Origin of the sequence: Salinimicrobium terrae DSM 17865 (assembly GCF_000424665.1) — a bacterium.
GTDB lineage: Bacteria > Bacteroidota > Bacteroidia > Flavobacteriales > Flavobacteriaceae > Salinimicrobium > Salinimicrobium terrae.
The window spans coordinates 1-17664 of the sequence record NZ_KE384223.1; the positions used below are offsets into that span (position 1 = coordinate 1).

The window sequence follows — 17664 nt, forward strand, 5'->3', positions numbered from 1 at the left end:
AGCATCTTAAGTTTGATTTCTTAACTTTTACTAACTAATCAGAAAGAACAAAAGAGAGGAGTAAGGTTATGTTAAGCATAGGAATATTAAATCCGTAAACATTGAAAACCCCCTCTCTTTTCTACTTCAATTTCGTTCAGTTCTATGAGACTTTGATCTCGTTTTTAAGATGTTGAAAGCAAAGTAGGCGTCCTTTCCAAATCAAGTATCTATGAATAAATGTAACCAAATTTATGGAGTAGACATCAGTAAGAATGTATTTGATGTTGTGGACTCTAAAGGAAATCATTCTCAGTTCAAGAATGATGCTAAGGGATTCAAAGCTTTTCAGAAAGCACTTCCTGGTGATGCCTTAGTTGTAATGGAGGCTACAGGGTATTATCACTACCGGCTGGCTCAATTCCTTTATGAACAAGGTGTAATGGTCTCCGTTGTAAATCCGCTGTCAGTTAAGAGATTTATTCAAATGAAATTATCTAAGGTAAAAACAGATAAATCTGATGCTAAAGCTATCTGTGAATATGCCACGGTAAATGAGGTTCCATTATATACTGCAAGAGACAAGAACCAGGCAGAATGCCTACAGCTCCTGCGCCTGATCGATACTTACTTAAAACAAAGCACAGCTATCAAGAATAAGCTGCATGGAGAGAAAACCCTGGGAAAACCATCTAAAACAGTATATCATTCTTTAAACCGCTCTCTAAAAGCCGTGCAGAAAGAAATCCAGATCCTAGAGGACCGCCTATTGGAGATCGTTAAAGAAGAACAACAGAAACAGTTAACTCTACTTAAAAGCATTCCGGGTTTAGGCAAAAAAACTGCTATTATGTTAATCGTTTTGACTGATGGTTTTTCCAACTTTGAAAACGCCAGCCAACTCTGTAGCTACACCGGAATTACTCCTACACTACGCCAATCAGGAAGCAGCGTGAGGGGTCGAAGCCGAATAACCAAAATAGGCAATACAAAGCTCAGAAACCTTTTGTTTATGTGCAGTTTTTCAGCTAGTAAACACAACAAAGCCTGCAGGGAGATCTATGAAAGAATTATAGCAAAAGGGAAAAGTAAAAAACTGGCTCTAATCGCTGTATGTAATAAATTACTCAAGCAGGCATTTGCAATTGCAAAATCAGGTTTGCCTTACCAGGAAAATTTTGTTTCGAAATTAGCTTAGAGAACCTTGTTTTTTAACTCAGTTCTTTGTTTTTATATGCCGGGGTGTGTAGTTTTTTCAGTAAAAAATAACCAATTATTGAAGCCAGAACTGTTGCAATAATATCTTTCAAATCGAAAGTTCTGGCTGGAATGAATTTTTGTAAAATTTCATATCCAATGACAAATCCGGCCACCGTTAGACACCATTTGAAAAACTCTTCAGGATTATATTTTTTTTCAATAAAGTAGAAAATTTGCATTGCTATTATCGGGAAAAAATTTGGGCTATTTGCAGAGAATCCATAGTCATTAATATTATTTTCAGATATATAAGCCCTGTAAGATAAATTTTCAAATGTAATGGTCAGGATAGTTAATAGAACGAACGCAATCCAATACCATTTTACATCTTCATAAGGTCTCGGCGACCAACTGCCAAACATTCCGTGGAAAGCCATATTTTTAATTTTGGTCGGGTTTTTAGTGATCCTTAATTTTTATAAAAAATCATATTTGACTTTTATAAGACTGTCCTTTTTTTCTTCCAGTTCTAATGGCGGTAATCCAATTGAGATTCGGTTACTATCGACTTTCTTGAGGTCATCTATCATATTAGCATAACCGCCGTCTTGTGCCCCGTATGTCCCATAAATTTGTGGTTCTTCATTATAGAGATAGTACTGGTCGATCATTGTTCCCAAAGTTCGGGGCGGGGCTGTTCCTTCTTTCACAAACTCCTTTACTTTTGGCACAAAGTAGTTCATGCGGACACTGTCATCGGTGTGCAGCAAAAGCAGCCCCACATCTACCTGGTATTCCATGGTACGTGGTCCTACAATTTCGTCTGTTGGATAGCCCATACTTTCGAAAATTTCGATGAGTCTTTCTTCATGTAATTTATCAATGCTATCCTGTTTTGACGAATGGCCACTATTCTGAAATCTATACATTTGGTCGGCACTTCGCATTGCAATGAGTTCATCACGTAGCTCCAAATCGGCATTCTCGATATACTCCTGTCGCAGGCTGTCATATTCCGCAATGAACTTTTTTCCCTGATCTGAAAGCAGAAATTCCTGAAAGCTGAAGTTGTTTTCGAAGCTGTTTAATTCCTCTCCTTGCAGAATTAATTTTTTGGCGTATTCGTAGGTAATATCATATTTTTTAAGCACTGCCGAACTCTCGGTAAAATTGCTTAATTCGTTATAAGTTGCGGTATTTTTAGCTTCACAGGAATTAAAAGCATCCTGGTATAGATCAAATGCCTTGTTATAATTCCCCGTCATATATTCTATGTCGGCCTTATAGATTGTAGGGTAGTAATCGGTAATGTAATTGCAGGCAGTCTCTTTCTCTGTCGCACACCCCCACATGACTAATGACAGAATAGGTAAAATTTTTTTTCATAATACGTTTTTAATGTGGCAATCCGGTTATACTGAGATGCTCACATCTAAATAATTAGCAATAATAAAGATTTATCTACCGGCCAATATAGGGGAAAGAGCAGCAGGATCTTCCTGCTAATATATAGTTAATTTCTTACGGGCTGCACGGGAAGCCATAAAAATGCCTAATTCAAAAGATGGAGGCTTAAAAATGTCATTTATGAGAAGTAAAATATCCTTCTGAATATTTGTTCCTGCCCTATTAATGAAGGTGATAATTCTGGGAACCATACCTCCCGTTGAAGGTCCGCTTTGGTTTTATTGGTTTTTGATTACCGTATTAGGCTATCGATCTTATGAATAGCTTCGTCAGGATGTTCCTTTAAAGTCATTATATGTTTTGTGTCAGTAATCCAGAACTCTTTCGGTTCTTTAGCTGCTTCGAACAAATTTTCTCCTTGTATAAACGAAACATCACGATCAGATCGGCTATGAATAATTAATTTTGGAGTATTGTAAATTTCTTTAATATCCCCAACAGCAACATATTTCTGATTAAAATCCTCCGGATTCTTCTTTGCTTTTTCCTTCAAAAAGTCCACCGGGGCATAATCGATTGCCATCTGTTGAGCAGACATAATACTTCCATCTAAAACGAGCGCATCTACATAATTCTCGTTGTCTTTCGTTATTTTGACAGCTAGTTGTCCACCAAGAGAGGTGCCGTAAACAATAGTTTTCAAACTATCAGCTTGGGTTTTCTTTTTGAAATCGACAAAAGCCATCTCTGTATCTTTTAAAACTCCTTTATAATTCGGTTTTCCTGTTGAATTCCCATATCCTCGCCAGTCCGCTGCATAAACTCTATATCCATTTTCCACAAGTGGCTTAATAAGGCCTTTATACTTACTTACATTTCCACCTGCACCATGAATAAAAAAAATGTTTCCTTTTGGCTCTTCCGTTGTCGGCTGGAAGAAGTATGTGTAAATATCCAGGGAATCTTCTACCTTGATAACGGACTCAGAATATTTTAAATCATGCATGTCTTCCATTTCTTTCACCGGGAAATAATAAAGCTTTGATTCATCATTCTCAACTATGGCTTTTATCATTGGATCAGTTTGATAAAAATAAAATCCTGTACCAGCTGAGAATAAGACCAGAATGAGAATTATTATCCCAACAACTTTTAATGCTTTTTTCATTTTTGGGTGTTAATTTGTATAGTAGCCAACATAATGTATAAAAAAGATGTGAGCTGCTGAACTTTCCCGACGTCTTGGGAGTCCGCAGGACAATCCAGCGAAACTAGCCAGCATTATGTTGGAATTAAAGACTGAACTAAACAATTTTTTTACTGTTAGCAATAATATCACATCATTAAAATTAAGATTACCATCATCGGAATGAAAATTAAATAAAAAACGTGGATACTCGGAACATCCGTTTCTTCATTGCGTACAATAGTGCCCTTTTCTGAAAGAACTAGAAGAATTTTAAATAATTTAAAACGGGATTTTAAAGTATAGGTTTTACAGTTTATATTGAATAAATGTTTGCCGCCCAAAGGAGATTTGTTTACGGAAACAATATTTCCGTTGAGAAATAAGGTCTCTTTTCCCGTTAAGTCTTTGTGGAATTCTAACAAATAGCCATCAATTTTTAGGTCTGTATATATCATGAATTTTATTGTCAACGTCTCAAATAACGCAAGTTGCGACTTAGAAACTCAAATTTTTCGTTTAAAAATCATTTTAATGGAAGTAAAAAATGCCATTTTTGAGAAATATTTCGCCAGTTACATAATTATTGTTGGGTGTAAATTAATATTCTACCTCTACATTAATCGATTGTGCCCCCTGCACTTCCTCCCATTTTCCCTGACTACTTTTTCTCATAAAAGCATCCCCTTTAGTTAATATTGCGCCCAAAAATAATTCGAAGGGTTTAATTGAACCTGGGATGATTTCGACTCCAACAAAGAAATCTTCTTCAAGATAAACAGAATGTTTTGTAAGGTCAATGTTTACCCAACCCTGTTTAATAAGATTACGTTGAATAATATCTTCGAAGATTATTTTATCGCCGGGTCGGTCGTCTAAATTTTCGTAAAAATTTATTCTTATAAAAGCACTATCTGTCTCAAATCCCCGTCTTAAATAAAAATTCACATCCTTAACCCAAACTGTTTTATTATTTGGAATTTTAATTTGTTTTGCACTTTCGACGATGTCCATTTCTTTTGAGGCTGTACTGGCCCATACCAGTGGATTATAACTTTTAACCCCAATTTTTCTGTTTTTTTTCTTTTTGTTACTAACTACAACCTCAGATAAATTATTTTCATTTGGTTTAAGTTGAATGAGTAAGTCTTCCGAATCTTTAATGGGAATTTTTACAGTTTTGTAAACTACATGACTAATTGTGAGACTGTCACCTGTAAACTCTTTTGAAAATTTAATACTGAATTTTCCATCGAGATTAGAAACTGTCCCCTTATTTTTATTGACTACACCCATGTTCGCAAATTCAACTGGACTTTTTGTTTCTGAGTCGACAAGTAATCCGCTCATTACAATTTCTTGCGAAAAGGTTATAATACCTATTAATTGAAACAGGATAAAAGTGGAGATGGTTTTTTTCATTTTTAATTTTATTTCCGCACAACGCCCCGTGTAAATCAACGAGCACTGGCTTTTGAATTGTATCTTATTTAGTTATGGTTTTAAATGGAAAATATACTGTCATTCTTTATCCAGATGCATAATCGTCAGAACAAATCAGGCGTTGCAAGTGAGCACGGAATTTAGATTTGAGACTGGTTTAAGCATTGGTTTTATAAATTGTCAGGCCCTTTTTTTGTCTTATTGCAACCCTTAGACTATCCTTTCCCGTTTTAGCACCTTCAGCGCCGGGATAACCAGTTTTTGATCTGTAACTGTATAGGGGAAAGAGCAGCAGGATCTTCCTGCTAATATATAGTTAATTTCTTACAGGTTGTAAGGGGAGACATAAAAATGCCTAATTCAAAAGATGGAGGCTTAGAAATGCCATTTTTGGGAGGTAATGGTAAAGGTTCTATAATTTTCTAAACTATTCCCAATGCCAGCAGGACAGAGAACAACAGGAGCATTATCCCAACTACCCGGTGAAGGATTTCTATAGTTATCTTTTTCAGGATGCTATTGCCAATAACTGCACCTGCGAAAGCCGAGAGCGTAGCAGCAATTAGGAGCGGGTAATCGATCTCCGATTTTATTTCAAGGATTTCTGCGGAATACACTGTGAGCCGCGAGATGTCGATAAGGATTGAAATTGCAATTCCCGTTCCTATAAAGACTTCTTTGGTAAGGCCGGCCCTGATGAGGAAAGCAGTCCGTAAAGCTCCCTGGTGTCCTGATAGTCCGCCGAAGAAGCCGCTCAGGAGCCCGCCCAGGGGCAGGTATTTGGGATCGAAATTCAGCTTCATTAGTCTCGGTACAATATCGAACAATGCAAAGACGAACAGCAGGAAGGCGATGATCAGTTTTAGCGGAGTAATATAAAAAGTAGTCCCTGCGAGGGAATAGCTGATCAAAGCCTCAGTTTCAGACAGCAGGGTAAGCAGGTAAGCTCCGGCAAAAGCAGCAAGAATAGCCGGAATTCCAAACTTCAGGATTACTTTTTTATCGGCTTTTCTACCAATGAGGCTGAGCTTGAAAATATTGTTCAGGAAATGCACAATGGCCACCAGGGCGATGGAGATATCGAGGGGAAAGAACAAAGCAAAAACCGGTAAAAGAATGGTCCCGAGCCCGAAGCCGGAGAAGAACGTCAGCCCCGACGCCAGCAGGGCAAACAGGCAAATGATAATGTATTCCAGCATAAAATTTCAGCGTGTTCTACGACTACTGCAATCTAAGGAGTAGATTTCTGGCTAATGTAATTTTTAAATTAAATCTTTGGATGAAATGAAAAAGCCCCTCGCGGAAGAGGAGCTCAAAAATGCCATTTTTGGGAGATTCAGAAATTATACCTTCGCTGTTCAACAAAAAACCACCTCTTTCAAAGGTTGCTTTTATAGAAATGGAGCTCTTCTTTATAGATTTTCGACTGTTTCGTATTGCAGTTGAATTATTGATGGGTCTGCATTGGTTATTTCCTGTACGGCATTATTATAATCCTCGGCAGAATTTATCACCACTCCATTCCGGTGTTCTTTTAGGGTCGAGAAGAACTTTGCTTCAAACCATACTTTATCAAGAATTTCCTGCTCTTCCGCAGTGATGCCGCTGGCACCGTGAAGCAGTGACTCCATATGCCTGCGGGCTATATTTTTTATTTCATTGGCTGCTTCGTCATTGGTAGGCAGGTTGCGAATTGCCCCAATTACAAAAAAGGTCTTTCCATACCCCACTTTTTTGATGTACTCATTGCCGTATTTCAGCTTGTACAGCTCCGGATCCTCATGGTAAACTTTGGCCAGGGAATCCCGTACTTCCCAATTGTTGGAAAAGGATTCGAAACCGTCCTCGTGCTTGCCCCCACCGATCAACACGCCGTTTTCGGTCACCGGATATTGCTCAATAACCGACTGGTACAAATCGGTGCTTACAGCAAACCTTGTGGCAAAATAATACCCGGGATTGTAGAATTCATCGAACAGACGATAAGGATACATAAATTCAATAGGATCCGCATCGTGCTGCCAGGAAAGGCTTTGAGAAGACGAGTGGTTAAGTTTGTTATAGGAGGTTTCAATAGCACTAAAAGGATTGGCTACCGGCACATCATTACCCGCGTAAATTCCTGCGCCAACCTGCTCCCGGTAGGGATAATTTTCATTCAGAATGATTTTTCCGTTACTGGTAATGATTACATTCCGGGTTCCGGCTGCAGAATTGTAGGTCGTGATGCTGGTGTGGCTATCATCAGCCGAAGTAAACTCTACCGAACTCAGCTCCCCATCAATGTAGTTGTGAATTGCCGTGCCTTTTTCGCTATATACTTTTTTTATCGAGGAAAGTCCGTTCGTATATTCTGTTTCAAACCATAATTCTCCGTCAGGATTGTAATATTTAGACCAGAGAGGTTTATTATCCTCACTGCGGCTTACTTCCATATACAGATGCTGCTGCGGATAATTTGCATATATTTTTGCCGACTTAATGTAGCCGTTTTCGTAGTATTCGAATTCTTCTGTAGGCTCTCCGGAAAGCTGATACCGACCTTGTTTTATCCAGCCATTCTGGTGCATACTGATGAGTTCAAAACTTGAAGTAGACTCTATAGAATAGTTGGTTTGGGGAACATTCTCTTCTTTTTCGCAAGAAGACAATAGTACTGTAATTAACAGAAGCAGAATTAAAAAAGGATTTTTGAGCACTGTACAGGTGTTTTAGCAATTCTCAGTGGATTCGGCCGTAGTCGTATCCGACTTTATTGCGGTTTGGTTATAATGTGAATTTATTCCATTGTTCAGGTGTTCTTTAAAACTCCTTAGTAAGTTATTTTCCTCATTTCTGATTATGTTCAGGTAAACAAAAATTGTTAGGGGAAAAATTATTAGAGTGATTAAGAATATTTGGAATTCTGTTTTCATTATTATTTGAAGAACCAGAACCATCAACGGTAAAACAATCGATAGAATAGCCAGGAAATACTTGCTTCTTGTTTTCAATTGAATTTTTGTTTTTGACTCCTCTATTTCAGTCACTTTTCCATAAAATATAATGTCACTTTTGGTGTTTGGATGTTGCACGTCAAACAGCAAGTTGGTCCCGATGGAAAAATTCATACTTATCACAAAACTATTGTCAGTCAACCATTTGAGATGGAATTTTCTCTCTCCGCGATCCATTATTTTTTTTAAATCTGTGGGTTTGATTTCTACACCGAGATTTTCAATTCTGGATTCATAAAGCGACCGAAATTTCATTTTATATTCTGAAAGTAGCAGCAGGTTCTTCCAGCTAAATTAATTTTTATTTTTTAAAGCTTTTACAGGAGGCTAAAAATATACCCATTCAAAACAAGAGGCTTCTAAAATGTCATTCCGATAGGGATTCCGTTGAAAATTACCCGGATAGGGGAACGGGTTAAAATTCTCAATTCTGCCTCATTCCTTATTCGTAACATAATATTGGACATTTACAAGTTTATAGGAGTCGATACTTACGACATCCAGGGATTCCTGCTGATCATAAGTCAGGATACAACTTGAATTGGCAGCAATTTCATAACAGGGTACTGAGGCATTGTTAGAAAAACTACTTTTTGTTTGAAGTCCGTCTACATCCATAGTTAGCATCGGTACTCCCGAAACAGCGTGATCATTAGGATTGGTTAGCTTGATTTCAAATTGCAACCTGGAGGTATTGTTTCCAGTATCAGGTGTAAACTCAAACTTCAAAACTTCGTATGAAAAATCTTCTAGTTTGGGCGGTTCAATTTGTGTAGGTTCTGTGGGTTCGGGAGTGTTACAGGAAACTTTTTGGGTGACGTCATAGCTGTAAGATTGACCGTTCACGTAATAAAATTGAGGGATAGTAATGGTTTTCATGCAATCCTCATCACTGTCATCTGAAGAGCATCCAAACAATAAAACTGCAGTTAAAAACAGTACAGGAAATTTCAATATTTTCTTCATTTATGAGGTGTGTTAATTACAATTATCCAAAAATAACCTTGCGGCGGGTGAAGTTTACTCAGGTGTAGGGAAAATAAAATTATTAAAAAACCTGGCATCTTCGGCATATTTTTTTTACCATATCTGAAATTTTTTTGGAAGATTTTTTTGATTAAAGAAATGGAAAAAAATAATTTAAGCTTGTCTGCAAACAATCACTCTTAGTAGATAAAAAAGCCCCTCCAAAAGAAGGGGCTTAAAAATGTCATTTTTGAAAGGCCTTACCAGATCTTCACCCGGTTTTCAGGTTCTACGTACATTGGGTCACCGGGTTGAATATCGAATGCGGTGTAAAAAGCGTCGATGTTCTGTAACGGTACGTAAGCACGATATTGTCCCGGAGAATGCGGATCTGTTTTGATCTTATTTCTCAAGGCTTCTTCTCTCATCTTCGTTCTCCAAACGGTAGCCCAGCTCATAAAGAACCGCTGCTCTGGAGTGAAACCGTCAATCTCACCAGGGTTTCCATGTTCATCAAGGTGAATTTGAAGTCCGTCATAAGCGGCACTTACTCCTCCAAGATCTCCGATGTTCTCTCCTAAAGTGAATTTTCCGTTAATGTAAACTGAGTCAAGTACTTCGATAGCGCTGTACTGATCGGCCAGTCTTCCGCCAAGGGTTTCGAACTGCTCTAAATCCTTTTCACTCCACCAGTTGTTCAGGTTTCCGTCGGCATCAAAACGTGAACCGCTGTCATCAAATCCGTGAGAGATTTCGTGACCAATTACGGCTCCAATTCCGCCGTAATTCACAGCAGCATCGGCTTTATAATCGTAAAATGGCGGCTGAAGAATAGCTGCGGGGAATACGATCTCGTTATAAAGCGGATTGTAATAAGCGTTCACGATTTGTGGGGCCATAAACCATTCGCTCTTGTCTACAGGTTTTCCAAGTTCTGCTATGCTTTCCTCTACATTCCATTTTGCGGCATTAAGCATGTTCTGGAAATAAGAACCACCATCTGCAGGTTCTTTGATATCTACGCTGCTGTAGTCTTTCCACTCATCGGGATATCCTACTTTAATCTTTGTAGTTGCTAATTTCTGCTTCGCTTTCACCTTGGTGCTGTCGCTCATCCAGGTAAGCATTTCAATTCGGTTTTCGAATGCCTGTACCACGTTTTCGATCATTTCTTCAGCTTTCTGCTTGGCTTCAGCAGGGAAATGTTCTTCTACATACAATTTACCCAGGGCTTCCCCAATTGTACTGTTGATTGTTGCAAGGGCGCGCTCATTCCGTGGTAATTGTTTTTGTGCACCGCGAAGGGTTTTTTCATAAAAATCCCAGTTCGCATCCTCGATCTCGGTAGTAAGCATTCCTGCCGCATCATTGAAAAGTGACCATCGCAAATACTCTTTCCACTCCTCTACATTCTGAGAAGCGAAAGTCTCCTGAACCGTTTCCATATAACGCGGCTGACTCACAATGATCGTATCCACATTGGGAGCACCAACAGATTCAAAATACCTGTTCCAGTCAACTGCAGGAACTTTATTCTGAAGTTCGGCAACGGTCATTGGATTATAGGTATTACGGGCATCACGACGCTCAACTTTGTCCAGCATTGGCTGCGCAAGGGTGGTCTCGAATTCAAGAATAGTCTGCGCTTTTTCTGCTGCCTCTTCTTCAGAATCTCCAAGAAACTGGAGCATCCTGGTCACATGTGCAACATACTTTTCACGTTTCTCTTCTGAATCTGCATCTTCAGCAACGTAATAATCCCTGTCTGGCAGGCCAAGACCACCAGGTCCAAGATAAGCAGCATTCATGTTGGAATTTTTGGCATCGGCACCTACGCCAAAGCTGAAAAATCCGCCGCCGCCATACATTTGCATCTCCTGAAGATATTCCTGAACATCTTCTTTGGTTTCTATTGCTGCGATCTTGTCGAGGTAAGGACGAATAGGTTCGATTCCCTGCTCGTTACGCGCCACAGTGTCCATAATAGTTTTGTACAGATATACAGCTTTTGCCTGATCGCTGTTCCCGTCCAGGCTGTCGCTGTTTGCCGCAGCTTCAAGAAGCGCAAGGGCATCGGCATCTGTTTTTTCGCGGAGTTCATTAAAACTTCCCCATGTTGTTTTGTCTTCGGGAATCTCATTAGTGTCCAGCCAGCGGCCGTTCACATACCTGAAGAAATCTTCCCCGGGGGCCACAGTAGTGTCCATATAGGCAAGATTGATCCCGCGTGGTTCTTCGGCTTCAACTTCCTTGTCATTCTTACACCCGGTGAAAACCGCTGTTGCTAAAAGAGAAAGAAGAAAACCTTTACTAATTCTGTTCATATATTTGTTAAATTTTAATTGTGGCGAAAATTAGTGAAAAGGAATGACTTTACCACCTAAGCCACAGTTGCTTATTTAGATTTTAAATGAGAAATAAATTCCTTGTCAAAATCTGCTTTTAGAGAGGTGACTGCATCTACGTTTGCATTGGGAATGGCAATGGAAAGCACGTAGTGTTTTATTTTCCAGTTTCCGTCCTCCTTTACCACTACGCCACTCCCGCGGCAAATGCCCATTTGGGTGTCCAGCAGTTCGTCATACCACGCGATATCTCCCTCTTTGGAAAAGAAAATATTACGGTCCAAAGTTGAAAAGCTCCAGGCTTTCCCACGGTCAAAATAAGGTTTTGCCCACTCCATGAATTCCTGTTTGTTCCAGTTCTCGGTAGGGTCTGTTCCAATAAAAACCGATTCATCTGCCATTAAGCTGAAGTATTCATCATAATTAGCTTCGGCGGCGGCTTTATGCCACTCTTCGAGAAGACGGTTTACGCGAGGCTCTTCAGCCTGACCGAAGGCGAAGCCCCCGACAAGAAGCAGGAGGGCCAAAAAAGGGATTTTTTGCATGTGTTTTGATTTTTAGGAAAGATAAGGAATTTTGAAAGTCGTTAGTTGGGAGCCTGTAGTTGTTAGTCAATAGTCTGTAGTTGATAGACCGGTGACGGTGCATGTTTATTGTTCAGCATATAATCATTGGGCTAAAGCCCTTTTCTTTTGACAAACCCTTTATCCCCCACCTGAAGGTGTGGCAATTCATCTTCCTTTCCACCTTTAAAGGATATTCTAAGGATACGACGAACATAAAATTACCTTCGGTTTTAGCCGGAGGATTGATAAAGTAACCAAAAAGGCTTTTAGGTCAAACTGAGCCAACTTGGAACTTCAAATCTTGTAAGCTCTCTTATTACAAAATTTGACCTTTGGAAATTAAAATCCTATAGTTATTCCTCACCTGTATCCAGTGCGACGAAGCTTTTGATCGCAGCATTGGGTTCAATAATGTTGTGGCCGCTCCAAAATTCGGGGTTGTAGGCCTCAAATTTCTGGTACTCGAAATCTTCGGCTTCAGTAAGTTTTTCAAAAGAATCGGCCGGTATGGTCTCGCTCTCAAAAACTACCAGTTGCAGCTTATTTACCTGGCTAATCCTGAAGTTTAAATCCAGGTCCAGCTCATTTTGCTTGTTGCGGCCGGGCACGTGCTTATTTTTCTCAATAATAGTCAAAGGGCGATTGATTCCAACCGATTCTCCTGTTTCGCGCTCCATATAGCTCAGATTGTATTTCCCCGCTTCGTCCTTTACAAAGAACATTTTGCCACGATAGACATCATCGGCCGTGCTTATACCAAAAAGACCGAATTTGCTAATTGGCTTTGTATTCTCATATTCCAGCCGGTGTACCCCGTAATCTGTAGTACTCACGTAAATTTTTCCTTTAAAATCAGATCGCCATCTGGGGGTGAAATCGATCACATAAACTGTTTCATTGTTTATCCAGGCATAGCCACTGAGTTGATATTTATATTTATTGGTCTTTTCAAAAAGGTTAAAAGTGAGATCTTCTTTCCAGAACATGCCATCCATTAGTCTCTTTACCCTTGAGTTCGAACCTTTTTGCAGGTTCTTTTTACTTTCGGCGAATTCTTTTTCTTTTTGTTCGGGAGTTTTTTCTTTCTTCTTCTCTTCTTTTACCACAAATTCCTCTTTCAATTCATCTTCATCGATCTTCACGCCAATAATTCCCGAACGCACCTTAAGATAGGAGCGGTCTTTAAGGGTATTCATAAAAAGGGAACTTAAGTGTTCTGTGAGTTGATCAAGAGATTGAGTGCTTTGTGGATTGTGAAGATTGGCGGCTTTAATGATGCGCAGTTGCTGGCTGTCGAAATTCCCATACATATCGGCCAGGACTTCTTTATAAGAATCTGAAACTTTTGGGACCCTAACAGTAATTTGGTTCATAAGTGCCTGGTCAATTCCCGCGATAGTACTTTTATCTACCTCAATATCAAATTTGCGTATGTAGCTAAAATCTGATTCTCTTAAAAAGATTCTCTTTTTGCTGTGATTGAAATTGTAATTGTTATTTATTTCCTCCTTTACTTTTTTGATGATCTCTTTTGCTGAAAGATTTTTATTTGAAAGGAATACCTCGGGCAACTCGATTGAAGCAGGTTTCAGGAAAATTATTCCTTCTGAAATTTCTGTGGGTGCGATCTGAATTAGTTCATATCCCAGGGAAGAAATCTTTATCAATTTCGGAAGTTTTTCTTTTTCGGGATTATAGCTGAAGTAGCCTTCTTCATTGGTAACGAGTCCGCGGTTTTCAGCAAAGATTACATTTGCGTAAGGAATGGGTTGTTTTGTGGATGCATCCAATACCCGCGCTTTTATTTCCTGGGCTTGTAAAAAATCTGCCTGTAGGAGAAGAAAAAAGAAAAGAAAGATTCTCATCATGAATGTTTAGTTTTTAAGACGAACTTCTTTTAAAATTGTTACACTATTTCTTCTATTGGTCAAGGATTAACAAAAAACTAACGCAAACGACTTTGTCACTGCTGGTTACAATGATTAACTTTAAAAATAAACTACACCAGCTATGTCTAGATCTATATGGAATTCTGTTGCGCCTAAAACCAATTTTCCCACCTTAAAAGAATCTCTCGTGGTAGATGTTGCCATTGTGGGAGGAGGTATAACCGGGATCACCAGCGCCTATTTACAGGCAAAATCCGGAAAAAAAGTAGCCGTGCTGGAAGCAGGGGAGGTGAGTGGCGGAACTTCGGGATATTCCACCGGGAATTTGTATTCCATGATCGATAAGCGTCTCCACCATATACAAAGCAAGTGGGACAAGGAAACCGCAGGAGCCGTTGCCCGTTCCAGGACCGCTGCTGTAAATCTGGTGGAAGAGCTGGTGAAGGAGCACAATATCGACTGTGATTTTAAACGGGTCCCGTGGTATCTCTTTAGCGAGAGCAACAAAAAGGATGAGACCATTGAGAAGGAAATTGCCGCGGCAAAAGATTATATGCTGCAGGTGGAAGAGGTGGATTACCTGCCATTGCCAATGCCGGTTAGCAAGGCGATAAAAGTTGAAAATCAGGCGCAGTTCAATCCTTCAGCATTTGTAAGGGGACTGGCGCAGAAGGTAGATAGTACCAACTGCCGCATTTTTGAAAACTCTCCTGTGTATCACATAGAGAAGGAAGAGGAACTTACGTTATCCACACCGCAGGGAACAGTGACTGCCAAAAAGGTCATTTTAGCGACTCATTCCCCAAAAGGAATTTATGCAGTACAAACTGCTATTTATCCATACCGGGAATACGCCATGGCCGCAAAACTGAAGTCCGGAGATTTTCCTGACGGAATCTTCTGGGATACCGAAGCCGACTTTCATACTTCCATGAGGACCTATAGAAGTAACGGGGAGAATTACGTACTTATGCTGGGAGGGCACCACAAGGTAGGACAGGAAGATGACTATTCCAGGTTCTATGACAAGCTGGAGAAGAACATCAGGAAGTATTTTGATGTTTCTTCCATAGATTACAAATGGAGTGCTCAGCATTACAAACCCGCCGACGGATTACCTTATATTGGTGAAAGTATTGATGAAAATATCTATTTCGCCACCGGATTTTCTACAGATGGATTGACTTACGGAGTTCTCTCGGCTATGATCTTCAACGATCTGTTCAACAACAGAGAGAATGAATGGGCAGAGTTATATAAGGCCAAAAGATTTAAACCGGTTAAATCTGCCAAAGAATACATCAAAGGAAGTTTAAATGTTGCCAAACAATACCTCAAAAATATTTCCGGAACTGCAGATGACGAGGCTTACAGTGAAATCCCTGCGGGGGAAGGAAAGGTGATAGATCACGGAACAGAGAAATGGGCAGTATATCGCGACCAAAGCGGAGTTGTTCACTGCAGGTCGGCACTTTGTACCCACTTGCAATGTGTGGTAGACTGGAATGACGCCGAAAAATCCTGGGATTGTCCCTGCCACGGAAGCAGGTTTGAACCCACGGGGGAAGTGATCGAAGGACCAGCATTTAGTCCGCTTGCGCCTAAAGATCCTGCTTCGAGGAATAAAGAGTGACCGGTGAGCAGTCATGGCTTATCAGGAGTGGGCAGTGTTCAGTCTTTAGTAGGCAGGCGTTTAAGAGTGTTAGCAGTGGAAAACCGTAAACAGTAAACAGACGCTTTATTTAAATCTCCCTCTCCCTGAAGAGCGGTATTGTTCCGGTACTGTCCGGCTGGAGGGATTCTTCAAATTCCTCATCCAGTTCCGTTTCAAAATTCTCCGGAGTTTTAAGAAAGAGTTCGTTTAGCTGTAGTTTAAAATTATCAAATTCTACAATAAGATCATTAGCGATTTTAAAGATCTCGTCCGGGTTTTTCTGTTTTTTGGTGGAGAGCTGGTGCAGCACCTGAGACTTTGTATAAAGAACATTAGTACGTGCTTCCACGGCCTTACTGCGAAGGGTATCCGGGAGCGTGGTTTGAAGATTCTCCATGATCTGTACAAGATTGTTAGAAGAATTCATGATGTCCAGTCCTGTACTATTTTCCAGGTTTTGGATTTCATTTTGTGCAGTAGCATAAGCCAGCCATTCTCCTGCGACCTGTCTTGCTTCGGGCAATAGATTAACTGTACGGTTACTGTTATTTTCCAATCGGTCTGAAAATGATCTTTCAGTTTGTACAGCAGGAACCTTTGCCTCCTGTTTTTCTGTACAGGAAAAGAAAGTGATAAATGAAATTAACAAAAAAATTCTTCTCATTTTCTAAAGGTATGCTTTTAGGGCATTTTAATATCAGTAATGATCATGTTTTAAGACTGCGGAATTCCTCATCTTTCCCGAATTGAATATCTTTGCTTTTACTTAGAAACAGAACATTTATGGCTTCAAAGATATTGATAATTGGTGCATGCGGACAAATAGGAACCGAATTAACTATGGCCCTTCGGGAGAAACGGGGGCAGGAGAATGTAATTGCCTGTGACATTCGGGAAGGAAACAGGGAATTAATGGCTTCAGGACCTTTTGAAATTGCCGATGCTACTAATTACAACCAGATCGAAGACCTGGTGATACAGTACGAGATCGATCAAGTATATCTCATGGCAGCCATGCTCAGCGCCACTGCCGAGAAGTTTCCTATGAAAGGCTGGGCCCTAAATATGGATTCTTTGTTCCACGTTCTAAACCTTGCAAAAGAGGGAAAAGTGAGTAAAGTTTTCTGGCCTTCGAGTATAGCCGTCTTTGGGCCTACAACTCCAAAGCAGGACACGCCGCAAACTACGGTTATGGAACCAACAACGGTGTATGGAATAAGTAAACAGGCAGGAGAACGCTGGTGTGAATATTATCACAGGAAGTTTGGGGTAGATGTACGCAGCATACGTTACCCTGGCTTAATAAGTTACAAGACGTTGCCGGGTGGTGGAACCACAGACTACGCGGTGGAGATCTATCATGAAGCTTTAAAAAATGGAAAATACACATCCTTCCTTAAAGAAGATACGGAGCTGCCAATGATGTTTATGGATGATGCTATAAGAGCTACGATATCTTTAATGGATGCTCCTTCAGAAAAGGTGAAGATTCGGTCCTCTTATAATCTTTCTGCTCTTAACTTTACTCCTAAGACCCTTGCAGCTTCTATTAGAAAGTATATTCCTGAGTTTACAATCTCTTTTGAACCCGATTTCCGGCAGGCTATAGCAGATTCCTGGCCGTCCAGTATTGACGACTCCAGAGCAAGGGAAGACTGGGGCTGGAAACATGAATTTGATCTGGAGAAAATGACTCTGGAAATGCTTGAAGGCATCAAGGAGGTCCATCATGTATAAATATAAAAAGTCCTGCACATCGTGCAGGACTTTTTGATTGAACTAAAAACTAATATGATTAGTTGATCACGCGCACTCTAGTTGCGGTCAATCCTTTTCTTCCTTCTTCTTCGACGTATTCAACTTTATCACCTTCGTTAAGTGTTTCACCATTTAACCCGGTAACGTGTACGAAGATGTCTCTTCCTGTGTCGTCGTTGGTAATGAATCCGTAACCTTTTGATTCATTGAAAAATTTAACTGTACCTTCCATTGTAAAAAAATAATTATTATTAAAGTACAAACATAATCTAATA

General features: G+C 39.9%; 15 protein-coding genes. 3 read left to right on the top strand and 12 right to left on the bottom strand.

Translation table 11 applies throughout. The annotated features are described in order from the left end of the window. Positions 1–211 precede the first annotated feature (211 nt). A complete protein-coding gene (locus H148_RS0116195; RefSeq protein WP_029034523.1) occupies positions 212–1177 on the top strand; it encodes an IS110 family RNA-guided transposase in 966 nt (321 codons plus the stop codon). 13 nt (positions 1178–1190) lie between these two features. Here the strand turns inward: H148_RS0116195 and H148_RS18160 are convergent, their stop codons facing one another. From H148_RS18160 to H148_RS0116265, 10 genes are all read right to left on the bottom strand, one after another. Further along, positions 1191–1616 carry a VanZ family protein gene (locus H148_RS18160; protein WP_051286572.1) on the bottom strand — a complete coding sequence of 142 codons (426 nt, stop codon included), beginning with the start codon at positions 1614–1616 and terminating at the stop codon, positions 1191–1193. Between the two features lie 39 nt (positions 1617–1655). Then, positions 1656–2531, bottom strand: coding sequence for a DUF6624 domain-containing protein (locus H148_RS0116205; protein WP_037325525.1), 876 nt, complete (start codon positions 2529–2531; stop codon positions 1656–1658). A 347-nt stretch (positions 2532–2878) separates the two neighbouring features. Beyond that, complete coding sequence (locus H148_RS0116215; protein WP_029035728.1) at positions 2879–3754, bottom strand: alpha/beta hydrolase; 876 nt, start codon at positions 3752–3754, stop codon at positions 2879–2881. Positions 3755–4372: 618 nt separating this feature from the next. Continuing rightward, positions 4373–5194: a carboxypeptidase-like regulatory domain-containing protein gene (locus H148_RS0116225; RefSeq protein WP_029035730.1), complete on the bottom strand. Its 822-nt coding sequence runs from the start codon at positions 5192–5194 to the stop codon at positions 4373–4375. Positions 5195–5637: 443 nt separating this feature from the next. Beyond that, positions 5638–6414 (bottom strand): TSUP family transporter, encoded by a 777-nt coding sequence (locus tag H148_RS0116230; RefSeq protein ID WP_342663263.1) that lies wholly within the window; start codon positions 6412–6414, stop codon positions 5638–5640. A 213-nt stretch (positions 6415–6627) separates the two neighbouring features. Beyond that, positions 6628–7914 (bottom strand): hypothetical protein, encoded by a 1287-nt coding sequence (locus tag H148_RS0116235; protein ID WP_211223004.1) that lies wholly within the window; start codon positions 7912–7914, stop codon positions 6628–6630. Between the two features lie 732 nt (positions 7915–8646). Further along, complete coding sequence (locus H148_RS0116245; protein WP_029035734.1) at positions 8647–9177, bottom strand: hypothetical protein; 531 nt, start codon at positions 9175–9177, stop codon at positions 8647–8649. A 260-nt stretch (positions 9178–9437) separates the two neighbouring features. Next, on the bottom strand, positions 9438–11501 hold the full coding sequence (locus tag H148_RS0116255) for a M13 family metallopeptidase (RefSeq protein WP_029035736.1): 2064 nt from the start codon (positions 11499–11501) through the stop codon (positions 9438–9440). 71 nt (positions 11502–11572) lie between these two features. Beyond that, on the bottom strand, positions 11573–12067 hold the full coding sequence (locus tag H148_RS0116260; RefSeq protein ID WP_029035737.1) for a nuclear transport factor 2 family protein: 495 nt from the start codon (positions 12065–12067) through the stop codon (positions 11573–11575). A gap of 374 nt (positions 12068–12441) precedes the next feature. Continuing rightward, on the bottom strand, positions 12442–13956 hold the full coding sequence (locus H148_RS0116265) for a carboxypeptidase-like regulatory domain-containing protein (protein WP_029035738.1): 1515 nt from the start codon (positions 13954–13956) through the stop codon (positions 12442–12444). 142 nt (positions 13957–14098) lie between these two features. On the opposite strand from H148_RS0116265, the gene H148_RS0116270 reads away from it, so the two are divergent. Then, the gene (locus tag H148_RS0116270) at positions 14099–15610 is read left to right on the top strand and encodes an FAD-dependent oxidoreductase (protein ID WP_037325530.1); all 1512 of its coding nucleotides are present in this window, start codon (positions 14099–14101) and stop codon (positions 15608–15610) included. A 109-nt stretch (positions 15611–15719) separates the two neighbouring features. Here H148_RS0116270 and H148_RS0116275 read toward each other — a convergent pair whose 3' ends face one another. Further along, positions 15720–16295 carry a hypothetical protein gene (locus H148_RS0116275; protein WP_029035740.1) on the bottom strand — a complete coding sequence of 192 codons (576 nt, stop codon included), beginning with the start codon at positions 16293–16295 and terminating at the stop codon, positions 15720–15722. Between the two features lie 119 nt (positions 16296–16414). Here H148_RS0116275 and H148_RS0116280 point away from each other — a divergent pair, with 119 nt between their 5' ends. Continuing rightward, complete coding sequence (locus H148_RS0116280; RefSeq protein WP_029035741.1) at positions 16415–17368, top strand: NAD-dependent epimerase/dehydratase family protein; 954 nt, start codon at positions 16415–16417, stop codon at positions 17366–17368. A 58-nt stretch (positions 17369–17426) separates the two neighbouring features. Here H148_RS0116280 and H148_RS0116285 read toward each other — a convergent pair whose 3' ends face one another. Further along, positions 17427–17621: a cold-shock protein gene (locus H148_RS0116285; RefSeq protein WP_029035742.1), complete on the bottom strand. Its 195-nt coding sequence runs from the start codon at positions 17619–17621 to the stop codon at positions 17427–17429. Positions 17622–17664: the final 43 nt, after the last annotated feature.

Coding starts and splice junctions, on each gene's coding strand:
- H148_RS0116195 (WP_029034523.1), top strand. CDS start 212: ATGAATAAATGTAACCAAATTTATGGAGTAGACATCAGTAAGAATGTA.
- H148_RS18160 (WP_051286572.1), bottom strand. CDS start 1,616: ATGGCTTTCCACGGAATGTTTGGCAGTTGGTCGCCGAGACCTTATGAA.
- H148_RS0116205 (WP_037325525.1), bottom strand. CDS start 2,531: ATGTGGGGGTGTGCGACAGAGAAAGAGACTGCCTGCAATTACATTACC.
- H148_RS0116215 (WP_029035728.1), bottom strand. CDS start 3,754: ATGAAAAAAGCATTAAAAGTTGTTGGGATAATAATTCTCATTCTGGTC.
- H148_RS0116225 (WP_029035730.1), bottom strand. CDS start 5,194: ATGAAAAAAACCATCTCCACTTTTATCCTGTTTCAATTAATAGGTATT.
- H148_RS0116230 (WP_342663263.1), bottom strand. CDS start 6,414: ATGCTGGAATACATTATCATTTGCCTGTTTGCCCTGCTGGCGTCGGGG.
- H148_RS0116245 (WP_029035734.1), bottom strand. CDS start 9,177: ATGAAGAAAATATTGAAATTTCCTGTACTGTTTTTAACTGCAGTTTTA.
- H148_RS0116255 (WP_029035736.1), bottom strand. CDS start 11,501: ATGAACAGAATTAGTAAAGGTTTTCTTCTTTCTCTTTTAGCAACAGCG.
- H148_RS0116260 (WP_029035737.1), bottom strand. CDS start 12,067: ATGCAAAAAATCCCTTTTTTGGCCCTCCTGCTTCTTGTCGGGGGCTTC.
- H148_RS0116265 (WP_029035738.1), bottom strand. CDS start 13,956: ATGATGAGAATCTTTCTTTTCTTTTTTCTTCTCCTACAGGCAGATTTT.
- H148_RS0116270 (WP_037325530.1), top strand. CDS start 14,099: ATGTCTAGATCTATATGGAATTCTGTTGCGCCTAAAACCAATTTTCCC.
- H148_RS0116275 (WP_029035740.1), bottom strand. CDS start 16,295: ATGAGAAGAATTTTTTTGTTAATTTCATTTATCACTTTCTTTTCCTGT.
- H148_RS0116280 (WP_029035741.1), top strand. CDS start 16,415: ATGGCTTCAAAGATATTGATAATTGGTGCATGCGGACAAATAGGAACC.
- H148_RS0116285 (WP_029035742.1), bottom strand. CDS start 17,621: ATGGAAGGTACAGTTAAATTTTTCAATGAATCAAAAGGTTACGGATTC.